The organism is Nocardia veterana NBRC 100344 (assembly GCF_000308855.1).
GTDB lineage: Bacteria > Actinomycetota > Actinomycetes > Mycobacteriales > Mycobacteriaceae > Nocardia > Nocardia veterana.
In genome coordinates this window covers 17,479-39,435 of record NZ_BAGM01000130.1, presented here as the reverse complement: position 1 = coordinate 39,435, position 21,957 = coordinate 17,479, and the positions used below count along the sequence as shown (strand labels likewise).

Below are 21,957 nucleotides of genomic sequence, written 5' to 3'. Positions count from 1 at the left end.
GCGCTGCGCGGGGTCGAACCGCACGATGTCCAGCAGCGGTGTCGCCAGTTCGCCCGCCACCAGCGTGGTCAGTTCGTGCAGTTGCGCCGGCGACCAGGCGGTGCGTTCCGCGACCACGGCCTCGTGCAGTAACGGCACGTCGACGCCCGGATGAATGTCTTTGGCGTGCTTGAGATTCACTGGCAGAGCCGTGGTCACACTGTCCCTTTGCGTCGTCGGATATCGGTCGGCCGGGGCCCACGCGCAGCGGCCGCCCGAATTCTTCGCCGCCGCTCGCGATTTGCCACCATCCAGGCTCAGCGTGAGCAAAATTCCGCGGCGCCCGGCACGCCAGAATCACCTCGAGCGCAACGGGTTACCGCGTCCCGAACCGGCCGTACAGTCCCCTGATCATCGGCGCCGGCGACGCAGCCGATGCGCTATCGGTAGGCGCCGGCGCGGTTCGCCGGTCGCCGGTTCGGTTTCGACGGGAATGACGGGTGTTGGGCAGCGGCAGAGCTCCGAAGTACGGCGGTGCGGTGGCGCCGAACCAGACGGGCACGCGGACGGCGTTGCGGACGGACGGTGATTTCTGGGATACCGCCCGGTGGCGACCCGCCGTCGTGGCCCGGCGCACGGCGAGTTGGGTGAGCGCCACCCGGGGACGCCGGATCGCGACCTGGCTGCTGCTGACGGTGCTGCTGCTGTTCGTCCTGCCGGTCGGCGTGGGGGCGGTCGCGACCGCCCAGGCCCGGACCGATGCGGCCGGTGCGTCCACCATCGACGCGATCGGCTGGATGAACGTGCGCGACTCGGCCGGGGTCGCTGTATCCGACTACGTCTTCGCCACCGATCACGGCAGTCTGCTGCACCCGGGCAATACCGCCCTGTCGACCGTGCTGGATCTGGAGTTCGCCGGATTCATGGCGATCGGGGTCACCGCGATCTGGCTGATCGGGTACGCGGTGAGTTTCCGTTGGCTGGAGCTGGTCTCGGTGCCGTTGACGAAGGTCGCCGACACCCTCGCCGGTCAGGTCGGCACCCCGATGGTCATCACGGTCGCGGCCGCTATCGGTGCGTTCTTCGTCGCATGGTTCGTCCTGCGCGGACTGTTCAGCAAGGCCACCCTGCAGGTGGTGACGATGCTCGCGGTCGCGTTGTTCGGCGTCGGGTATCTCGCCCATCCGATGGCCGACGTGCTGTCACCGGACGGCCTGCTCGCCCAGGGGCGGGACGTGGGCGTCGCGGTGGCGGCCGGGCTGAACGGTGACGCCGACCCGAATCCGCAGGCGGTGGTGGCCACGATGGAGAGCACGCTGGCCGACAATTTCGTCCGGCATCCGTTGCAGGTCTGGAACTTCGGACACGTCGTGGACGAGTCGCCGGCCTGCCGGGCGGAATGGTCGGCGGGAGTCGCGGCCGGCAGCGACGCCCGGGTGGCGAACGGGATGCAGCGCTGCGGTGACTTCGCCGCCTACACCAAATCCCGCAATCCGAATGCCGGCCAGATCTGCACAGGCTTGCTGTTGCTGCTGTTCGCGGCCGTGCTGCTGTTGTTCGGGGTGTATCTGTCGGGCAAGATCGTGGTCGCGGCGGCCGAGTCGATCTATCACGCATTCATGGCGATATTCGGTTTCGCCGCAGGCGGTTTCGTCTACGGGCCGAGTCAGACCTTCCTGGTGCGCAATCTGGTCGACGCCTTCGTATCGTCGGGCAAGATGGTCGCGTTCACCATCTACCTCGGCGTGTACGCACTGGTGCTCGACGATCTGTTCCGGCAGGCACCGGGACACGGCATCGAGGTGATCTTCGTCGGCGGGGCGGTCATGGTGGTCGGCGTGGTGCTGTTGCGGCGGGTCGGCAAGAATGTCGCCGCGCGCGGTAATCAGGTTGTGGCACAGATCGGTTCGGTCTTGTCGGGTGGGCAGGCCGGAGCCGGCGGCGCGGCGGTGGCCGGTGCCGCGGCCACGCCGTCGGGTTCGGAGCGGCTGCTCACGGCCCTGGCGGCGATCAATACTGTCAACGCCAATCCGGTCACCGAATACATGATGGGCCGCACGCGTTTTCCGCTGAGTTCCCGTTCGCGGCTGCGCCAGGAAGCCGAGACCGCCAATATGCGCATCGCGGCGGAATCCGGGCGTCGGGGTTGGATCCTGAACTACAACCGGACCCGGGAACAGATCATCGACTCGGCACGCTCGGCAGCCGGAGAATACGGGCATACGCCGCTGGGCGCCGCGGTCGCGGTGGATCGTGTCATCGACCGCGGCGGTGGTCTCGGCGATGCCGATTCGGCCCTGACGAGCGCCGGTTTCACCGACAAGCAGATGCGGCTGGACGCTATCCGCGCCTACAACTACCGCACCAGCTGGGGCCCGAACATGTGGGACGGTGACAAGCATCTCGGCCAGGCGATCGCGTCGATGAATGTGCTCAAGCTGGGCCGCACACCGGCGAATATCGCGTTGTTCCAGCGGACGGCGCACCGGTTGGCCAACCGCCGATTCGCCGACCCCGAATTGCGGTTCAGCAGTTTCGACGCCGAAGAGCAGGCGCTACTGCGCGCCTATTTCGCCAACCCCACCAAGTCGGTGATCGAACGGATCAACCAGGTGGCGACCGGTGCGGAGAACACCTTGCCCGGCATCTCGGGCACGGTGCAACCCGAGCGGGCGGCGTTGATGAACCGCTTCATCAACGTTCACCTCAGCCGCAGCTATCTCGAGGCCGCCCAGGCCGAGGACCTTCCCGCCGCCTCGGAGATTCTGCGCAAGATGGCGCTGCCGGAATACTGGCTGGGCACCAGCAAGCTGACGCCCTCCAAGGCCATCCCGACCTTCTGAAGCCCGCAGACTCGGCGATACCGGACAACAGGTCACGACGGGTCCCGGAATCCACTGGGGCCGAGCGGTTTTCCGTGCTGCCCGGCAGTCGTGCGGCGGACATAGGTGTCGGTGTAACGGATGACCGTGGTGTCGTCGCGGCGGAAGGTTCGCGCGGCGAGTTCCAGCGCGCCGGAACGCCACCAGTAGACGTTGGTATTGATGGCGAGGGGGTCGTCGCTGTGCAGGGTGTGCGCCAGCACCGCGAGGAGATCCACCGCCCGAGCGACCTCCGGGCCGACGACCGGACAGACGTACACGGCCACCGCCGACGGCGCGACCAGCACCGCGCCCTCGGGGCCGGTGACCGGATGGTCGCCGAGGTGGCGGATGTGCGCGGTCAGGTATTCGGGGCCGCTCAGCAGTGCGGCCGGCGGCAGATCGCGAATTCGCCGCAGATCGTCGAGGAAGTCCCAAGCGATATCCACACCGCCGTCGACACGGACATTGTGTTCGGCGAGTTCGAACAGCTCCCATTCGCCGATCGGCCAGCGCGCGAGCATCTCGTAGGTGACGGGAACGGTCGTGTGCAGACCGTCGATGATCACCCGTTGGATCAGGCCTGGTGCGACGGTGCGTCGCACACCGTTCCCGCCGACCGATGCGGTGCCGTAGAGCCGGGTGCGAACCAAGGTGCGCATTACGGAGAAATCGGAGTAATCAAGCGGATGCTCCCGCTCCGTCTCGGCCGCGACCACGACGTCGTCGATGGCGTCGGCCACCAACTGCGGCCAGCGGTCCGGCGGATTCATCCGCATCCGGTGCCGGATCACGTTGAGCCGCAGGGTGAAAACCGTGGTCCCGGACAGCAGCACACACTCCGGGCGCACCAGTTCACAGGCATATCCGCGGTCGTGCGCGGCCGCGGTCACCAGATGCAGGACCCGTTTCCGTTCGTCGTTCATTCGCCCGTCCCCCTCCGGTCTTCAACGCGATATCGCCGGTGCGGCCGACTGCCGCGAAACCGATTGTGGCTCAGGGGTCCGACAGGTTCGGCTGGGTCCGCTCCCGCCGCTGCCGTACGCGGGGGCCGGGCGAAAGACCTCGGATTCGTCGACTCGTGCTTTATCCGCGTGCGGTGCGGCTTCGAATCAAAGGTGTTACGCCGGTGGTGGTCGGGGGCGCCGCCGAGCGCGACGTCAGCTGCTGTCTCGCCGTCTCGAACCCGCGATTCGGCCAGAACGAGGTGCCCGGATGACCACTGCTGCCGGTGACGATGAGTGGGGACCGATCGACTATCTCATCGTCGAGTTCCCCACCGGATGCCCGCCGCACGCGGCGGCGCTGCCACTGCTGCGAGATCTCGTCGGCCGGGGAATCATCCGGGTACTGAATCTGACGTTCCTCCGGAAGGCGCGCGACGGAACCTTGACCGGAACCGACATCGAGGACCTCGGCCTGGCGTGTGAAGCGAGTGCGGCCCTGTTCGGGGAGGATGTGGCCGGCGTGCTCGACGGTGATCTCCTGGAGGCGGGCGCCGCGCTGTCGCCCGGACATTCGGCCGCCGTGCTCGTCTACGAGAATCTCTGGGCCGCACCGCTTTCCTGCGCGTTACGGCAGCAGGGCGCGGAACTCGTCGCGGCCGGCCGGATCCCGGTCGATGCGATTCTGCGGGCCTTGGACACGTTCGACGACAAGAATTGATCAGGGCACGTCCACCACGAGCTTGCCGGCGTTGTGCCCCTCGTCCAGCCGCCGGTGGATCGCGACGATGTCGTCGAGCGGCATGACCTCCGCGATCTGCGGGCGGACGACTCCGCGGTCGAACAGCGGTGTCATTTCGGTGAGCCGCCGGCGTTCGCGGGTGAGGAAGATGCCGTAGAGCGTCTGATTGCGCTGGTAGAGGTCATCGAGCCGGCCGTCGGGGGCGAGGATGGTGGCGATGCGCCCGCCGGCCCGGGTAGCGGCCGCACTACCCGCCAGATTCTCACCGCCGACGGTGTCGAGCACCGCGTCGACCCCGGCCCCGTCGGTGTGGGCGCGGGCCACCTGGATGAAGTCCTCGCTCTTGTAATCGATCGGTGTCGCGCCCAGATCGCGCAGCAACTGCTGATGATCCGGCCCGGCGGTGGCCAGCACCGACGCACCCGCGGCACGAGCGAACTGCACGGCGAAACTGCCGACCCCGCCGGATCCGCCGTGTACCAGCACGGTCTGTCCCGGGAGGACGTTCAGCCGTCGCACGATCGCCTCCCATGCGGTGCCCCCGGCCAGGGGTATCGCCGCGGCCTCGGGGTAGGACAGCGTCGAGGGTTTCGGCGCCACGATCGCGGCGGCCGCCACGTGGTACTGCGCGTACGCGCCGCCGCCCGAGACGAGTTCCGAGGTGTAGTACACGGCGTCGCCGACCGCCACATCGGTGACGCCGGGGCCGACCTGCTCCACCTCCCCGGCCACATCGCTGCCGATCACGGCCGGCAACGTCAGTTTCGGATTCGCCACGCCGCGTCGAATCAGTCCGTCGACCGGATTCGCGCTCGACGCGCGCACCCGGACCAGCACCTCGCCCGGCCCCGGACGCGGGATGTCGATGTCCGCGACGGCCAGGGCCTCCGGCCCGCCGAATTCCCGCAGTACCGCTGCCCGCATGTGCCACCTCCTGTCCTCGTTTTGCGCCGGAGTCGACCGAGAAGCGGCTAACCCGCCCGGGGCGGACGAAACATCCACCTCGGCCGGGATCGGATCGCCCGGCCCGGAATCAGAAGCTGAACTGGGTTCCGTATGCGGTGGTCTGCACCAGACCGTCGGCGGTGGAAACCGAAGCCGAGACGAACGGAACGGCCGCCACCGGCGACGCGCACTGGGAGACGTTGAGGGCGGAATTGTTGAACGCCAGATGGAACGGGAAGGTGGTCTTGTCGTCGAGCGTGGCCGTCGCGGTGGTGGCCGTGGTGACCTGACCGGGTTGCAGCGTGCCGGACAGCTCTTCCGACAAGCCCAGCGCGCCGCCGATGCTGGGGCCCAGGCTGAGCTCGGGCGCGGTGGCCGTGCCGCTCGGCGGGGTGACGGTGACGGTGGGGTGGTTGCTCGTGCTCGGTGTCACCGTGGTGGTCGGCGCGGCGGTGTCGGTGCTCGGCGGGCTGAGCGAGGGCGAGATGCTCAGATCCAGTTCTTGGTTGGGCGCGATGCCCACCGTGACCCCACCGGCCACACTGATCCCGCAACCCAGCAGGAAGCCGGCCACGGCCTGGCCCGAGGAGATCGGGCCCCCGTCCACGGTGACCGAGTAGTTCCCGGAAACCTGCGCGGCGTGGGAGAAGGCCATCAGATAGTTCGGCGTGCGGTCACCTGGGGGATCCACCCTGATGTCGTCGACCGACGTGCGCAGGTGGACCCCGGAACCGGACAACTCGGCCCCGGGCGGCTGCGCATGACTCGGTTCGGCATAACCGGCCCAGATGGCCGCGGCGGTCACAATCGCCACCGCCGCACCCGACGCGGCGACGAGGAATGGACGTCGCATAGCTGGATCCCGTCTCGAAGCGGATGTGCACGAGCTCGAAAACACAGAAGTAGATCCCGGTAGCTATATCGACTGGCAAGCATAACGGGGTCGAGGGGCCCGGCGGGGTTGCCGCGGACGCGTGTCGACCGCTCGCCTATGGCTGCCAGGGATCGGCGCCCATCTCGGGTTTGAGGTGGTGCAGGTTGTTGATCCGACGTGCGGATTCGCGCAGTTGCTGCCGGTGCTGCTCCAACGCCGGATCGTTGGTGACCACCGACCGGTGGTAGCGCTCGGCGATCGCCAGATGGTTCTCGGCCAGCCGGTTGCCGATGTAGTAGCGGGTGTCGCGGCCGGCGTTGTTCCACTGGTCGGGGGTGATGCGGCGGATCGCGGATTCGGAATCCCACGATCGTTCGACCAGGCCCACGAAGTTGTGATCGATAACGGCGTTTTCGTCCGGAGCGTTGGCATGCCGGCGGAAGTTGGCTGCCGCTACCACGGCTTGCGCGGCGAATGCTTCGTGTGCCCGGTCGCCGACATGGTTGTCGACGGCCATCGCGGCGGCCAGCGCCTTCTGCAGCGGCGCGAATCCGTATGGCGAGGCATCGCGCAGGCTCGCCTTCTGCACGGCCAATGCCCGCAACGCGTCGATGACGCCCTGGTCGGTGGCTCCGGTCGCCAACAGGACGGGGGCGAGGTACAGATCCGGTACGCGGCTGTCGGTCAGCCCGTCCAAGGCGTTGGCCACGCCGATCGTCGTCCCCAAACCGTCCTCACCTGCACGTGCGAGCGCCTTCTGCCGCCAGTTCAGCCGATTGAGCTGAAGCCATTGCTGCCCTTCGCGATTCAGCGGCGCGCTGTCCATATTCGCGAGTTCGGCCCGTTTGCGCCGCGCCGCGAACGGATTCAACGGCCCCATGGTGCGACCGGCGGCCCACGCGGCGATCGGCGACGAGTTCACGGTGTTGACGGCGGCGACCGTGGTCAGCAGTCTGGTGCTGGAATGGCCGCCGGATCCGCCGCTCGGCATTCCCAAGGCGGTTCTTCCGGTGGCCGAGGCGGCGAATCCGCCCTGGGTGGCCAGGGCGAATCGATTGGCGATCCAGTCGTTTCCGCGGTCCAAATTGAAATCCAGGCGGCGCAGTTGGGTCACCGCGATGATCTCGACGGACACGACGATGATCAGCACCGCGAATATCTGGCCCTTTGCCTGATCGAACAAGTCACCCAGCAGAACGAGATATATCCCGAGGAATATGATGAAGGCGATCATCTTGAACCCGGAAACGAAAGAATGTACGAGACTTCGAACCAGATGTGTCTGGGTCGGTCCGTAGATGAATCCGCCCGCGGCGAATCCGAATATCGTCATGAATGCGTAGTAGATGGCGTCGAATGCCGTGCGCATGATTTTGATAGCCATGTAGACGCCGAAGACGATCGTGATCAGTCCGCACAGGATCAGCACCAGTCCGGTGCCCACCTGTGCCATCGTCGGATGGTCGATACGGTGGAGCACCGTACTGTCACCGCATTTTTCCAGGCCCGACCGCAGCAGTTTGCTGCTGCCCGCGCTGATTCCGGTGGTCCACGCATTCCGGCAGGCGGAATCATTGTCCAGGACGTGACCGAAATTCCAGACCTGTACCGGTTTGCGCACCAGATTGTCGGCCAGCCCGGTCTGGAGGTTCGTCACGAATTCGCCGGCCGCCGGAGCGGACCGGCCCTGCAGGCCGGCCACCACCGCGATGCCCAGGTCTCGCCCCCGGGCCATGAGACCGTCGGCGGACAGCACATCGGCCAGCGGGTCGGCCAGGAAGAACGGCCCGGCGATGCCGACGAGGACCATGGTGGCCGACTGTGACGCGGCCTTCGAATGGAAGCCGCGAACCACGAACCAGGCTACGACGAGTGCGCCGATGGTGGCCGCGGTCACCAGCATCATCGGCGTCGCGAGCTGATCGGTGACGGTGCCGGCCAGGCCGCGCAGTGGGTTGGCGAGCATGTCCAGCCATTTGAAACTGAGAGCCATGCCGATGATCCAGATGGCGGTGGACATGACCACGATGTACAAGGTCAGTTCGAACCCGAGGGCGGACCACAGCACGGTGTTGCCGGGATGGAGTATTCCGGGGTCCTTCGTGGCGAATTGGTAGTTCGCCAGGGGTGCGCCGGTGGAATCGTGTATCTGCATCCACCCGATCGCATCGACCGACGAGCGGTCGTCGCCGGAATCGGATGATTGTGCCCGTGCCATTCCGATCAGGCCGGGCGGCGCGAGGACGGCCAGGGCCAGGAACGACAGGAAGAAGAAGAGTCGACGCCGTGTCGAAATGCCGAATTTCGACGGTCCGAACATCCGCTGCGAAGCCGCAGTAATGCGATCGATTCTCATCGGTCGGTGCCAACTTCCGGTAGGAGAGCAGCATAGTGGGCGCGCCGATGAATAGCGCCCGTCGAAGCGAGCGCTGATCGCAGGCGCGCACCACTCCACCGCTCGCATTGACGAGTGGAGTCACACAGTTGACGCTATGGCGGAAAAGCAGAGGCCGTGGACAGGATTCGGCCACGGGCCCGGCATTCCGGCCCATATATCGGTGCTGTTGCGGACTGCAATGCTGATGACCAGACCGTGCAGCGCGGTCGGAAAAGCGTATTCACTCGCCGGTTGGTCGTGCACGGGACCGATCCGGTGAGCCCTTCGGGCAGGGGAAGGCGTTCGGCGCTACGTCCTGAGGTCGCCTCGCGCGCGGCCGTCCCGGTTCGGGGCCGGGGTGCTCGAAGCGCTGCGCTGGGCACGGGGTTCGTTTGCCGCTGTGTTCATCGCCGTCCTGAGTCCGTTAACTCAATGTTTAGAATCAGGATACCCTGTGCCGGAAGCAAATTCGAGTACCCCGGCGTCGCCCTGCGGGGCGGGCGCTCCGGCGGGCGACGGCGCCATCGCACCCGCGGTGCTGTGCCGGTGCGACCGGCGGGTACGGGGTAACTAGGCTGACCGCCGTGCTGCTTTCCGATCGCGACATTCGTGCCGAGCTGACCTCCGGGCGGCTCGGGCTGGAACCGTTCGACGAGAAATTGGTTCAGCCGTCGAGTATCGATGTGCGGCTGGACCGGATGTTCCGGGTGTTCAACAACACCCGCTACACCCACATCGATCCGGCGCAACGGCAGGACGAGCTGACCACCCTGGTCGAACCGGACGACGGGGAGCCCTTCGTGCTACACCCCGGTGAGTTCGTGCTCGGCTCGACCCTCGAGGTGTGCACCCTCCCCGACGACCTGGCCGGCCGGCTGGAAGGTAAGTCCAGCCTGGGCCGGCTCGGTCTGCTCACCCATTCCACCGCCGGCTTCATCGACCCGGGCTTCAGCGGCCACATCACGCTGGAACTGTCGAATGTGGCGAATCTGCCGATTACGCTCTGGCCGGGAATGAAGATCGGCCAGCTGTGCCTGTTCCGGCTGAGCAGCCCGTCGGAGCACCCCTACGGCAGCGCCGCGGCGGGCTCGAAATATCAGGGCCAGCGTGGACCCACCCCCTCGCGGGCGTATATGAACTTCCCACTGCCCGAGGATTCGATTCCACAGTCGTCGCACTCCTGACCGAGTCCGGGGACTCGGTCAGGAGTGCGAACTTCTCGTGCAAACCTCGACGAAAAGCGGGAAAGCCGCGTAAATCGGCGGAGCGTGCACGATTTCCTTCACCGCGTGGTTCATCGATTCGGCGGCAGCACGTGCGCGCCCGACTTGTCCGTCGACAGTGCGAGTGAGCTGATGTACTGGATTTCGCCTTCCGGTCCGGGGACGGCGGAGGCGATCATGTCGGGACGTTCGAAGTCCATTCCGGTGACATGGCAGGTCAGTGTTTCGCCCGACGGGTTGCCGTGTTCGTCGAACATGTCCAGCTCGATGCCGTCGTCGGTGCGGCGCAGGTAGTACTTGCCCTTGGTGAGGACGGCGGTGAGCGGGGTGGCGACGAAGGCGATCACGACGGCGACGATCGGCGAATACGGCTTCAGCGCGGCGCCGAAGACACCGAAGAACGTCATGATCGAGAGCACGGCCGACAGCCCGAATCCGACGAGTCCGACCGGGTTGACGTTGTAGAGCATGCCGCGCCGGAACTCGGGCTGCTTCGGCGAGAGCTTCAGCAGATACTTGTTGACCGCGATATCGGTGGCGACGGTGACGATCCAGGCGATGCCACAGTTGGCGTAGAAGCCCAGGATGTCGTTGAGGAAGTCGAACATGTTGGCTTCCATCAGGATCAGCGCGATCGCCAGATTCACTCCGAGGAACACCAGCCGGCCCGGATAGGTCTTGGTGACGCGGGTGAAGGAGTTGGTCCAGGCCAGCGAGCCCGAATAGGCGTTGGTGACATTGATTTTGATCTGGGAGATGACCACCAGCACCACCGCGAGGGTCATCGCCAGCCAGGACGGCACCATATCGCGGTAGATCCCCCACCACCGCTGGACTCCATTTGCGGTAGCTGCGCGGGGCGAAGCGCAGCGTGTAGTCCTCGAGTGTTTCCTTCGTCGCGGCGACGGCGGTCGCCGGACGGGTTTTCACATCCACCACGATCTGACTCCTCATCGTTCCCGCGCCGTGCGCGGCCTCCTGAGGGTGCAGGGCCGATATGGTGTCCGTTTTGCCGCTCGGTTACCGCCGTGTAACGCCCCCCGACGTGCGCTTTCGCGCCTTCCCTTTACCGTGGTGCATGACCTCCGACCAGAATTCGAAGGTGAAGCGACCCGGTTCGAGCGCGGCTGTCCGGCGCTCACCGGCCGATGCGGCGCGGGCCTGGGGCGGGCTGTTGCTCGCCGCGGTGCCCACGGCAGCCGTGCTCACGCTGCTGCTCTACGGCCTCGGCCTCGCGATGGGATTCGGCGTCCCCGGCATCCTGGCGATCGTCTGGTTGCTGATCTGTGTGGTCGCCGCGGTGGCGGGTTTTCTGGGCGCCGAGCGCCGCTGGTTGTCGTTGCGGTTCGGCGTGCGCCCGCCCACCGACGACGAACGCCCGCGGCTGGCGGCGGCCTGGACCCGGGTGGCCGGCCGGGCCGGGGTGCCGGCCTCGTCGTATTCGCTGTGGGTGCGTACCGCCGATCGGGACTTCGCCCTGCCCGACCGGATGATCGCGGTCACTCCCGCTTCGCTGGGGCTGCCGCCGGCGGAGCTCGAGGCGGTGCTGGCGCAGGTGCTCGGTCGGCGGGTGCGCGGCCGGACGGCGTTGTGCCAGTTCATCTTCCGCAATTACAACCTGCCGCTGGTATGGCTGGAGCGGGTCTTCCTCTCCGGTCCGGTGGCAGCGGGCAGCTGGATCTCCCGGCAGCTGGCGCCGCGTGCGGGCCGGATCTTCGGCGTCGGCTGGACGGCGATCAGCCGGGTTCTCGTCGCCTGCCCGGTGATCGCTGCCTCGACCGTGCTCGTCGGTCTCCCGGCGGCGGTGCTGCTGCGGTTGGCGCCCGAGGTGGCGGCCTGCGCGCTGGTGCCGATCGTGCGCCGGATCGAATATCGAGCCGATCGGACCGCCGTCGAACTCGGCTACGGTGCGGATCTCGGTGTGGTGCTGCGGGATCGCCACCTGTCGACGACGGAACCGACGGCGTTGTACGCACTGTCGGTGTCGGCCTACGCCCCGGAGATCTCGGCCGAGGAGCGGGTTCGCCACATTCGGGACGGCCTCGACGAGTTGGCCCGGGCGGGGCGGATCGCCGGACCGGGAAGGCCGTAGCCGGTCGCTCAGCAGTCCTCGAATGCGGCTTTCACATAGCCCACCGTCTGATAGAGATACTGATAGGCCCAGCGGGCGGGACCGATCCGAGGGCGCGCGTCGACCATGAGAAGCTCGCCCGCCCAACACTTTCCGAGGATGTAGCGGGCGCGGGAGATATGCGGGGTGAAGGTCACCACGATGACGCGTCGCCAGCCCTCCGCGGTGGCGCGGGTCGCCAGCTCCCGGCCTTCACCCCGGGTGGTGCGGGGGTCGGGATCGAAGCAGGCGACCCGGAAGCTGTACCCGCCGTGGCAGATCCGGTTGATCAGGGGGGAGTGGTCGTAGGGATCGGAGAACACGACCTGTGGGGCATAGCCGTCGTGGGCGAGGCGCAGGGCCAGTTCCTCGCGTCCGTCGTGCGCACCCCCGAGCACCACGATGGCATCGGCCGGTCGGGGCGGGTCGGTCCGGGGCCGCACATAGACCGGCCACAGCGCCGCCACGGCGACGGCGAGGAAGACCAGCACCGCCACCGCCACCCGCAGCCACCACCGTTTTCGCACTCTGCGATCGTAGGTGCCGGCCGAATCCGCTGATCGGCGGTGGTTTCCCCCTGTACACCCAGTGTTGCCTGCGGCCTCGCCTCGTGGACGCGGGCAGGCCATACCCGCCGCGTATCAATCGAGTATGCGTCTGACGGTATTCGGGACGGGATATCTGGGAGCCACCCATGCCGCCTGCATGGCCGAACTCGGTCACGAGGTACTCGGGGTCGATATCGATCCCGGCAAGGTGGCCAAATTGTCCGATGGCGTCGTGCCCTTCTACGAGCCCGGGCTCGAGGAGGTGCTGCGCCGCAACCTCGACTCCGGTCGGCTGCGCTTCACCACTTCCTACGAGGAGGCAGCCGCCCACGCCGACGCTCATTTCCTCGGCGTGGGTACGCCGCAGAAGAAGGGCGAATACGGCGCCGACCTGAAATACGTGCACGCCGTGGCCGATTCGCTGGCGCCGCTGCTGGAGCGGCCGTCGGTACTGATCGGCAAATCGACGGTGCCGGTCGGGACGGCCGCGGAGCTGGGCCGGCGCATGCGGGAACGGTCGCGGGCCGAGGTCGAGGTGGCTTGGAATCCGGAGTTCCTGCGCGAGGGTTTCGCGGTGCGCGACACCCTGCGGCCGGACCGGCTGGTCCTGGGCGTCGACGAGCAGCGCGATCGTGCCGAATGGGTGCGTGATCAGGTCCGCGAGATCTATGCCGAGTTGATCGCCGCGCAGGTGCCGTTCCTGCTGACCGATCTGGCCACCGCGGAACTGGTGAAGGTGTCGGCGAACGCGTTCCTCGCCACCAAGATCTCGTTCATCAACGCGGTCTCGGAAGTCTGCGAGGCCACCGGGGCGGATGTGACCGTCCTGGCGGACGCGTTGGGGCACGATGCCCGGATCGGTCGTCGTTTCCTGAACGCGGGCCTCGGCTTCGGTGGCGGCTGCCTGCCGAAGGACATCCGCGCGTTCATGGCCCGCGCGGGTGAGCTCGGCGCCGACCACGCGGTGGCGTTCCTGCGGGAGGTCGACAACATCAATATGCGGCGGCGCACCAAGGTGGTCGATATGGCGGCCAAGGCGTGCGGGGGTTCGCTGCTCGGCGCCAATGTGGCGGTGCTGGGCGCGGCCTTCAAACCGGAATCCGACGATGTGCGGGATTCCCCCGCACTCAATGTCGCCGGAATGATCCAGTTGCACGGTGCCGTGGTCACCGTCTACGACCCGAAGGCGCTGGAGAATTCGCGACGGGTGTTTCCGACGCTCAACTACGCCACCTCGGTCGCCGACGCCTGCGATCGGGCCGATGTGGTTCTGGTGCTGACCGAATGGGCCGAGTTCACCGCGCTGTCGCCCCGCGACCTCGAGCCGGTGGTCCGCGGGCGGTCGATCATCGACGGCCGCAACTGTCTCGACCGTGCCGAATGGACGGCGGCGGGATGGGTGTACGCGGGACTCGGCACATCGTAGGGCGGCGGGAACCAGGTACAGTGACCGGCACCCTGCGGCATGAGCATCGGGCCCGTTCGTTGCCTGGGTACCCTCGAACGGCTCCGCGGCGGCCGCCGGGCGGCGGCCGGGCGTGCCGGTCGTGAAGCGTGGAACGAGATGGGCGGCAGATGAGTTCGGTACTGGGAGTTTCGGTGGGGGCCGGCGCCATTCGCGTCGCGATCCCACATCCCGGTAACTCCGCCGAACGGTTCGTCTCCACCGGTTTCGACGTGCAGGCGGCCCCCGTCGGCGACCAGCAGGCAATGGCGGACGTGGCCGCCGAAACGGTCGGCGCGGTTCTCGGATCGGCGCCCGATCTCGCGGCCACGGCGATCGCCTACCGGACCGAGCAGGATGGGCGCCTGCTGCGGTCGGCTCTCGCGCGGCGCCAATTGACCAACTACGAACTGGTACCCGAGGTGGCGGCGGCCCTCGAATTCCTCCGCGCCACCGGTGAACTGCAGGGTTATCGCACTGTCGCGCTCTACGACCTGGGCGGCTCCGGGCTGACCGTCAGTGTGGTCGATGTCGCTTCCGGTCAGGTGAGCCATAGCGAGCGCACCAGCGATATCAGTGGTGACTATCTGGATTCGCTGATCCGGGAACAACAGATCGCCTCCGGCCGGATCGAACATCCGCCGACCGCGGCGGGTTTGGCGGCGTTGGACGGGGTGTGCCGGCAGGCCAAGGAACAGCTGTCGAGTACGACCGCGGTGGCGGTGCCGTCCGAACACGGGCTGGTGTTGTTGTCGCAGGAGAACTTCGAGGCGCTGATCATGCTGGCCGTCGAATCCTCGGCCCGGATGACGCGCGATGTGATGATGCGCTCCGAGCAGGCCGTACAGGCGGTGTTCGTCATCGGCGGCTGCGCCCGCATTCCGTTGATCGCGCGGATCCTCGAGCGTTGGATGGGGATGCCGGTGCTGGTGCCGGCCGATCCGGACACTGTGGTCGTGCGGGGCGCGGCCCTGCTCGCGCGTCCCGCCCGGGTGGCCACTCCGGCGCCCGTTCCGCCCGTACCGCCGCCGGGTTCGGGATCGGCCGACGACACCGTGCAACTCGCGCCGGTGTGGCTGGCCGATATGCCCGCCGGTCGTGGTCGGAAGTTGTTGCGCGGCAAGGCCGGTGACGGGCGACTCGGACGGCGGCGCGAATTGAGCGTCGCGGGGGTGGCGGTCGGCGCCCTGGTCGTCGTCGCCGCTCTCGGCATCGGACTCGGGTGGGGGCAGTCGGTTCTGCGTGGCGACCCACAGAGCAACACCTCCGCCTCAACCTCGGTCGCCGTTCCACCCAGCCGCACTGCCGTCCCGAACGCCTCGGCCGCCCCCACCACTGATGCGACCAACGCCTCGGTCGTGGCGCCCGTACCCAACTGGGATGCTCCGACCAGTGCGGCGCCGCCCCCGCCGCCGGGCCCGCCCACCATTGTCGTTCCCGGGCTCCCGCCGATCGTCGTGCCGACGATCCCGCCGCTGCTGCCGCCGTTTCCGCCCCGGCAGTAAGGCGGGCCGGCCTACCCGGATAAGTAGATGTGATCCGCGTCACTCAACTGTCACGGCAGGTGACGTGCCGGTGTCTTCATGGCCGACCTTCGAGAAATTCAGGAGCCGATCATGAACATCACCCTGTGGATTGCTACCGGACTGCTCGCCGCGCTCGCCCTGTTCGGCGGCATCACCAAGGCATTCGTGCCGAGGGCGAAGCTGGCGGCGTCGCCGGGCGGAGAGTGGACCGCCGACGCGAGTGACGGATTCGTGAAGGGGCTCGGTGTGCTCCAGATAGCGGCGACCGTCGGTCTGATCCTGCCCGCCGTGCTGGATATCGCCCCAGTCATGGTGCCGGTGACCGCCGTCTGCTGGGTGTTGCTCATGGTCGGTGCGATGATCACGCACGGCCGACTGGGGCAGTACAAATTCGTGGCGCTGAACGCGGTGTATCTCGGCGTGGCGGGGTTCATCGCCTGGGGACGTTTCGTGCTCGAACCGTTCGCGAGCTGATATTCGGCCGACGACCCGACGACGAGAGATCGAGAAGTGAGCGACCACACCGACCCGGCGACCGATGCCTTCGTCGCCCATCGCAACCTGCTGTTCACGGTCGCCTACGAGATGCTCGGGTCGGCGGCCGACGCCGAGGACGTCCTGCAGGAGACCTGGTTGCGCTGGATGCGGGTCGAGGTGGGCCAGGTGCACGACGAGCGTGCCTATCTGGTGCGGATCACGACTCGGCAGGCGCTGAACCGAATGCGAACCATGGACCGCCGCAAGGAATCCTACGTCGGGCCCTGGTTGCCCGAGCCGATGCTCACCGCACCGGATATCGCCGAGGACGTCGAACTCGCCGAGAGCATGTCGATGGCGATGTTGCTGGTCCTGGAGACGTTGTCGCCGATCGAACGCGCGGTCTTCGTGCTGCGGGAAGTCTTCGATCTCGACTACGACGACATCGCCGCCGCCGTCGACAAGACTCCGGCGGCGGTGCGGCAGATCGCGCATCGCGCCCGCCGCCACGTAGCAGCCCGTCGGCCGCGCGAAGTTGTTCCGCCGAGCCGGGCGAGGGCGGCGCTGGAGTCGTTCCGGCGTGCGCTCGACACGGGCGACCCGCAGCACCTGCTCGACGTCCTCGCCCCGCAGGTCGTGCTGGTCAGCGACGGCGGCGGGGTGAAACGCGCCGCCCTGCGACCGGTGGTCGGTGCCGAGGCGGTGGTCCGCTACATCCTCGGCGGAATCGGCAAGACGGCCGCGGCGATCGCGATGGAATCCACTGTGGTGAACGGCAATCCGGCACTGGTCTTCCGCGTGGGCGGCGAGATCGACGGCGTCATGGCCGCCCAGGTGGAGCAGGGGCGCATCACCGGCCTCTACTTCGTCCGCAATCCGCAGAAGCTGACCCGCGTCACCTCCGGGGCCGCGTTCACGCTGCGCTGAAACACTCGCACCCTTGCGTGCCGAGGCGCGCGATCATTGCGTGTCGCACTCGCGGTGAATTGCGCGGTAAGGCGAAACATACACGCGCAGCGCGCCTTTGGCTCGGTCGGTGAGTGGTCGGTGTGTCCGTTGAGTGTCGCGTCCCTGCCGTGACGGACCCGTACATCGCGATATCGGACTTGCCCCTGGCGGCGCTGTCCGCGATTACCCTTGCCACGGAGCCAGGCATCGGTGCGGTGTCTTTGCGATGGCTCGACCAGGAGGGTTTGCGACAGGTCGGCGCACGAGGACGAACCTCGCCGACCTGGCCGCTTGTGTCAGGACGAACCGCGCTCCAGCGCGGCGGCGACCGCGGCGAATCCGTGGTCGAGCATCTCGATCTCGTAGTCGCGCACCGCTTCTCGCAACGACTCCGGGCGTGCCGCCAGCTGTCGGCACAACGCGGCAGCATCCCACAATGCCGCACCGGCACTGGTCCCGGCCGGGATCATGGTGTGAATGGCATCGCCGACCAGTGTGACGGGGCCGGTCTTCCAGTGCGGCAACGGCTTTGCGGTTCGGATCGTCGTGGCCGCGACGCTGCCGGGAAGCCCCCGGCGTATGATCGCCCCAATATTCGGATGCCAGTCCGCGACCATCTCGGCGGCCACCTCGAGCAGGCCGGCAGCGTCGGCGCGGGTGAGGTCGATCGGGAACATCGGCTTCGGCGCGACGACCACCCACATCACATAATCCTCGCCGCCGGAACGGAATCGGTGGGCGGCCAGCGGCACGAACCGGCCGTCGGTACCCACGATTGTGGTGAAGCTGTCCAGCGCGGCCGCCGGCATCAGCTCACGCACCTCGTCGGTGAGCAGCGTCTTGCCGTAGATTTCCGATTGGCCGGTCTCGATCACCTCGGCCTCCGGGAGCAGTTGCGCCCGAATACGCGAGTGGGTGCCATCGGCGGCAACGAGCAGATCGGCTTCGGCGACCGTACCGTCGGAGAACAACGACCGCACTCGGCCGCTGTCGAGCAGCTCGAACTTCTCGAAGGCGGCACCGTAGTGAACATCCATGCCGGTCAGCATGATTCGACGCAGGGTCTGACGGTCCACGGTCACATGCCGGCCGGTGCGTTCCGGTTCGGGCGGGTCCGGCACCGGGATCTCCCGCACGAGATCGAGCTGTGGATCGAGCACGCATACGCCGCGGCCGGGTTTGCCGGACGTGGCGAGAACGCGGTCGTAGAGCTCCGGTGGCAGGCATTCGCGCAGGGCGAGGTCGCCTTCGGGTTCGAGGTGAATGCGATACCCCTGCCCCTGCTGGTTCTCCGGTTCCCGTTCGAACAACCGCACCTCGAGGCCGGCGCGGCGTAGACCCTGTGCCAGCAGTGCTCCGGCCAGGCCGGCACCGACTATGACGATATCCATGGAAACAAACTATCTGAAAACAGACGATCTGTCATCGGTCATAATGATGAGGTGCGCGAAACGACGGAGGACATCGGTGTTCGGATCGGCGGCCAGCTGTACCTGGCGCATCGGTACGCACGCGCCGCCACGAACCGGGCGCTGCGGGAATTCGGCATAGAGCTGCGGCACTTGGGTGTGCTGAACACGCTGGCCCAAGACGGCCCGGCGAATCAGCGGACGCTCGTGGACCGGCTGCAGCTGGACAAGTCCTCGATGGTCTACGTGATCGACGACCTGGAACGTGAGGGACTGGCGGAACGGCGCCGCGATCCGCGGGACCGTCGCAGCTATCAGGTGCACATCACCGAGGCGGGACGCGACCGCGTTGCCGCGGCCGCCACGGTCACCGCCGCGGTGATGGATGACATGTGTGCCCCACTGTCCGATTCGGAGCGACGACAGCTCAGCGACCTGCTGGCCCGTTTCATCGCGCACGCGGAGGGGTGAGGTGGTCTCGCCTTCGGTGCGACCGTGCCACAACCGGTTGGCGCTACCCCGCCACCGCCATCGCATCCAGCGCCGCGAGCTGCTCGGTCAGCTTGCCCCGGATCGCCGCGATCGCGTCCTGTCCCACCGGGAGTCGGAGCGGTGGCTCGGGTGAATCGACGGCGGCGATGATGTGACGCGCGGCCTCGGCCGGATCGCCGTAGCTGCTGGGGTTCAGCGTGGACAGCCGGTCGTACGCCGCTTGGACACTGGGCCGGTAGTCGGGGGCGGAGACCGGGGTGATGCCCAGGGCGGCAACGAAACTCGTGCCGAACATGCCGGGCTCGACGATCGTCACGCCGATCCCGAGATGCGCGACCTCCCGGAGCAGCCCTTCGTTCATGCCCTCGACCGCGAATTTGGTTGCGGCATAGAGGCCCAGGCCGGGCGAGGGCGCGGTGACCCCGGCGACCGACGAGATCTGAACGATGTGACCGTGGCGCTGTTCGCGCAACACCGGCAGCGCGGCGCGGATCACGTTCAGCGATCCGAATACGTTGGTCTCGAAGACCGCTCGCACCTCGGAATCCGGAATCTCCTCCAGCGCGCCGAAGACTCCGTAACCCGCGTTGTTCACCACCACATCGATCCGCCCGAAGGTCTGCTGCGCGTGCGCCACCGCACGACGGGCCTGCTCCGCGTCGGTCACGTCCAACGGGGTGATCAGGATGCGACCGGGATGTTCGGCCGCCACCTCCCGCAGCGCCGATGCCCGCTCGGGATCGCGGGCCGTCGCGGCCACCCGGCCACCTGCCGCCGCGATCGCCCGGGTCAGCGCCAAGCCGAATCCGGAGGAGGCGCCCGTTACCAGCCACACCTTGTCTGCTGCCATCATGTGCCCCTTACCTCGGTGTATTTTGGATACTGATCGTATCGTATCTAAAACGCTACACTCGTGCCATGGTGGCGTCGAAGCAGGGGCGCGGTCCGGGCCGGCCGCGCAGTGAGCGATCCAGGCGAGCGGTGCTCGCCGCGGCACGGGAGCTGCTGACCGATCGCGGCCTGCCGGGCTTGAGCGTGGACGAGATCGCCACCCACGCGGGGGTCAGCAAGAACACCATCTACCGGTGGTGGCCCACCAAGGCGGCCGTGCTCATGGACGCGTTCACCGACGCCTTCGCCGAGCGGATGAGCGTTCCGGCCGAAGGGGATGAACTGACCCGGCTCCGCACCACGGTCCGCCGGGTCGCGACATTGATGGGCGACCCCGAGGCCCGCCGCCCGTTCGTCGCCTTGGTCGCCGCGGCGCAGCACGACCCGGAATTGGCTGCGGCACTGCGCGATCGGTTCCTCGCCCGCCGCCGCGCGGAGGTTGGCGAACTCATCACGTCCGGCAAAGCCGCCGGTCGGCTCCCGGCCGACTTCGACCCCGACATCACCATCGACCTGATCTACGGGGCGCTGTACTACCGACTGCTGGTCAGCGGGGAAACCGTCGACGCCGGGTACGCGGATCGGCTCCTCGCCGCCATGGGACTCGACTCGGACCGACCGGATTCGGCACGCCACTGACTCGGATGTTCGCGACTTCGGACGGTCGTGTCCGATTGACGCCAGCACCGCCCGAGCCCGGTTCCTAGCGTCGTCCGCATGGACAATCACCTGCTCGTCGAAACGCGTGATCCGGTGCTGCGCACCTCCGTCGTCGGCCTCATGACGGTGGCGGCCGGGCTCGGCACCGCCACCATGTACGTGCTGCAGCCGGGTATCGGGGCGGTGGCGGCATCGCTGCGAATATCCGTGGCGGAGATGGGCTTCGCGCTGGCGTGCGGGCCGGTCGGCTATCTACTCGGCCTGGCCCTGCTGGTTCCGCTGGTGGACCGGCACCCGCCCCGGGTCGTGATCGCGTTGCAATTCGGTGTGCTCGGCGCGGCGTCGGCGCTCGCAGCGGCGGCCGGGACGGTCTGGCTGCTCGGACCGATGATCGGTCTGATCGGCGCGGCGTCCGCGGTGGGTGCTCAACTGAGTTCTGTCGCAGGACGATTCGCGGAACCGAGTCGGCGGGCGACGGTACTGGGAACGGTGACCGCCGGGATCTCGGCCGGCATCCTGGTCGGCCGCATCGCCGGTGGCTGGCTGACCGAGGCGGTCGGCTGGCGTGGGATGCTTCTCCTCTTCGCCGTGGCATGTGCGATGTTCGCGGCAGCGACACTGATCGCATTGCCCGCTGCGACCGGCACCGTGACCACCGGCTATCTGACGATGCTGCGAGAATTGCCGGTGCTGTTCAGTCGTCACCCCGCGCTGCGATCGGCGGCGCTGCGCGGCACATTGTGGTTCTTCGCCTTCTGCACCGTATGGGCCGGACTCGCGGCGGCGCTGGCGCAGCCGCCGTTCTCCTACTCGTCCGAGCGAATCGGCCTCTACGCCTTCGCCGGTCTGCTCGGCGTCGCCGCTACCCGGATCGCGGGAGTGTGGACGGATCGGGTCGGTGCCCGCCGGGTTGTTCTGGCGGGGCTGGTCCTCGCGGGCCTGGCGACGGCGACTCTCGTTGTGGCGCTGCCGAATACGATGCTCACGCTGGTCTGTCTCGGGCTGTTCGATGCCGGGCTGTTCGCCGCGCAGGTGGCCAATCAGAGCACGGTGCTCGCCATCGATGCGGGCGCACCCGCCCGCTACAACAGTGCCTACATGGTGGTGTACTTCGTCGGGGGCAGTGCGGGTACCGCCTTCGGCGCGGCGGCGGTGAGCTGGTTCGGATGGTCGACTACCGCGACGGTCTCGGCACTCGCGATCGCTGTCGCGGCGGTGGCTACCGCGGCCCGGCGGGGCGGAGACCGCACCGCGGCCGTGGTACGAAGCCGTCAGTCCTCGTAATCCGTTGTGGGCCAGGGCCGTCTGGGCTGTCTGCCCTCGTCACGGTTCCGGGGGTCGGCATCGGGACGGGCCGGACGGGTGGGCCGGCCGGCGCGGGGGCCCTCGGCCGGCCGCCCCGGCCTCGGTATCCGTTCGCGGCCGGTGCCACCCGCGGCCTCCGGCGGCCGACGATCGATACGGCGGTGTCCCCCTGTGGTTTCCGCAGCGCTGGGGTCGCGGCGAC

At 67.7% G+C, this 21,957-nt stretch carries 18 protein-coding genes and 2 pseudogenes; 11 read left to right on the top strand and 9 right to left on the bottom strand.

Annotation, left to right across the window (positions count from 1 at the left end; all coding sequences use genetic code 11):
• Positions 1-180, bottom strand: a pseudogene (locus ON37_RS25085) (cysteine dioxygenase); the annotation flags it as partial.
• Between the two features lie 338 nt (positions 181-518).
• Between ON37_RS25085 and ON37_RS25080 the strand changes: the two are divergent.
• Positions 519-2,822, top strand: a complete 2,304-nt coding sequence (locus ON37_RS25080; RefSeq protein ID WP_157171580.1) for a hypothetical protein — start codon at positions 519-521, stop codon at positions 2,820-2,822.
• A 32-nt stretch (positions 2,823-2,854) separates the two neighbouring features.
• Here the strand turns inward: ON37_RS25080 and ON37_RS25075 are convergent, their stop codons facing one another.
• Entirely contained in the window at positions 2,855-3,766 is a 912-nt protein-coding gene (locus ON37_RS25075; protein WP_040722773.1) for a hypothetical protein, read from the bottom strand.
• Between the two features lie 289 nt (positions 3,767-4,055).
• On the opposite strand from ON37_RS25075, the gene ON37_RS25070 reads away from it, so the two are divergent.
• On the top strand, positions 4,056-4,505 hold the full coding sequence (locus tag ON37_RS25070) for a DUF6325 family protein (RefSeq protein WP_040722772.1): 450 nt from the start codon (positions 4,056-4,058) through the stop codon (positions 4,503-4,505).
• On the opposite strand, the gene ON37_RS25065 is transcribed toward ON37_RS25070, so the two are convergent.
• The 3 genes from ON37_RS25065 to ON37_RS25055 all read right to left on the bottom strand — a co-directional run bounded on the left by ON37_RS25065 (position 4,506) and on the right by ON37_RS25055 (position 8,701).
• Entirely contained in the window at positions 4,506-5,450 is a 945-nt protein-coding gene (locus ON37_RS25065) for a zinc-binding dehydrogenase (RefSeq protein ID WP_040722771.1), read from the bottom strand.
• A gap of 109 nt (positions 5,451-5,559) precedes the next feature.
• Positions 5,560-6,324: an MspA family porin gene (locus ON37_RS25060; RefSeq protein WP_040722770.1), complete on the bottom strand. Its 765-nt coding sequence runs from the start codon at positions 6,322-6,324 to the stop codon at positions 5,560-5,562.
• Between the two features lie 136 nt (positions 6,325-6,460).
• A complete protein-coding gene (locus ON37_RS25055; RefSeq protein ID WP_157171579.1) occupies positions 6,461-8,701 on the bottom strand; it encodes a hypothetical protein in 2,241 nt (746 codons plus the stop codon).
• Positions 8,702-9,306: 605 nt separating this feature from the next.
• Between ON37_RS25055 and dcd the strand changes: the two genes are divergently transcribed.
• The gene (gene dcd / locus ON37_RS25050) at positions 9,307-9,906 is read left to right on the top strand and encodes a dCTP deaminase (protein ID WP_040722768.1); all 600 of its coding nucleotides are present in this window, start codon (positions 9,307-9,309) and stop codon (positions 9,904-9,906) included.
• 110 nt (positions 9,907-10,016) lie between these two features.
• Here the strand turns inward: dcd and ON37_RS25045 are convergent.
• Positions 10,017-10,763, bottom strand: a pseudogene (locus tag ON37_RS25045) (purine-cytosine permease family protein); the annotation flags it as partial.
• A 284-nt stretch (positions 10,764-11,047) separates the two neighbouring features.
• Between ON37_RS25045 and ON37_RS25040 the strand changes: the two are divergent.
• Entirely contained in the window at positions 11,048-12,037 is a 990-nt protein-coding gene (locus ON37_RS25040; protein WP_157171578.1) for a M48 family metalloprotease, read from the top strand.
• Between the two features lie 8 nt (positions 12,038-12,045).
• On the opposite strand, the gene ON37_RS25035 is transcribed toward ON37_RS25040, so the two are convergent.
• On the bottom strand, positions 12,046-12,582 hold the full coding sequence (locus tag ON37_RS25035; RefSeq protein WP_040722766.1) for a YdcF family protein: 537 nt from the start codon (positions 12,580-12,582) through the stop codon (positions 12,046-12,048).
• 124 nt (positions 12,583-12,706) lie between these two features.
• On the opposite strand from ON37_RS25035, the gene ON37_RS25030 reads away from it, so the two are divergent.
• From ON37_RS25030 to ON37_RS25015, 4 genes are all read left to right on the top strand, one after another.
• Complete coding sequence (locus tag ON37_RS25030) at positions 12,707-14,029, top strand: UDP-glucose dehydrogenase family protein (RefSeq protein ID WP_040722765.1); 1,323 nt, start codon at positions 12,707-12,709, stop codon at positions 14,027-14,029.
• Between the two features lie 149 nt (positions 14,030-14,178).
• Positions 14,179-15,552, top strand: a complete 1,374-nt coding sequence (locus tag ON37_RS25025) for a DUF7159 family protein (protein ID WP_040722764.1) — start codon at positions 14,179-14,181, stop codon at positions 15,550-15,552.
• A gap of 111 nt (positions 15,553-15,663) precedes the next feature.
• Positions 15,664-16,047, top strand: coding sequence for a DoxX family protein (locus tag ON37_RS25020; RefSeq protein WP_040722763.1), 384 nt, complete (start codon positions 15,664-15,666; stop codon positions 16,045-16,047).
• A 36-nt stretch (positions 16,048-16,083) separates the two neighbouring features.
• Complete coding sequence (locus ON37_RS25015) at positions 16,084-16,977, top strand: RNA polymerase sigma-70 factor (protein ID WP_040722762.1); 894 nt, start codon at positions 16,084-16,086, stop codon at positions 16,975-16,977.
• 317 nt (positions 16,978-17,294) lie between these two features.
• Here the strand turns inward: ON37_RS25015 and ON37_RS25010 are convergent, their stop codons facing one another.
• The gene (locus ON37_RS25010) at positions 17,295-18,389 is read right to left on the bottom strand and encodes an FAD-dependent monooxygenase (protein WP_040722761.1); all 1,095 of its coding nucleotides are present in this window, start codon (positions 18,387-18,389) and stop codon (positions 17,295-17,297) included.
• 51 nt (positions 18,390-18,440) lie between these two features.
• Here ON37_RS25010 and ON37_RS25005 point away from each other — a divergent pair, with 51 nt between their 5' ends.
• Complete coding sequence (locus tag ON37_RS25005; protein ID WP_051032018.1) at positions 18,441-18,878, top strand: MarR family winged helix-turn-helix transcriptional regulator; 438 nt, start codon at positions 18,441-18,443, stop codon at positions 18,876-18,878.
• Positions 18,879-18,921: 43 nt separating this feature from the next.
• Here ON37_RS25005 and ON37_RS25000 read toward each other — a convergent pair whose 3' ends face one another.
• The gene (locus tag ON37_RS25000) at positions 18,922-19,752 is read right to left on the bottom strand and encodes an SDR family NAD(P)-dependent oxidoreductase (RefSeq protein ID WP_217999959.1); all 831 of its coding nucleotides are present in this window, start codon (positions 19,750-19,752) and stop codon (positions 18,922-18,924) included.
• Between the two features lie 65 nt (positions 19,753-19,817).
• Between ON37_RS25000 and ON37_RS24995 the strand changes: the two genes are divergently transcribed.
• Positions 19,818-20,429: a TetR/AcrR family transcriptional regulator gene (locus ON37_RS24995; RefSeq protein WP_040722760.1), complete on the top strand. Its 612-nt coding sequence runs from the start codon at positions 19,818-19,820 to the stop codon at positions 20,427-20,429.
• Between the two features lie 78 nt (positions 20,430-20,507).
• Positions 20,508-21,734 (top strand): MFS transporter, encoded by a 1,227-nt coding sequence (locus ON37_RS24990; protein ID WP_051032017.1) that lies wholly within the window; start codon positions 20,508-20,510, stop codon positions 21,732-21,734.
• Positions 21,735-21,957 lie beyond the last annotated feature (223 nt).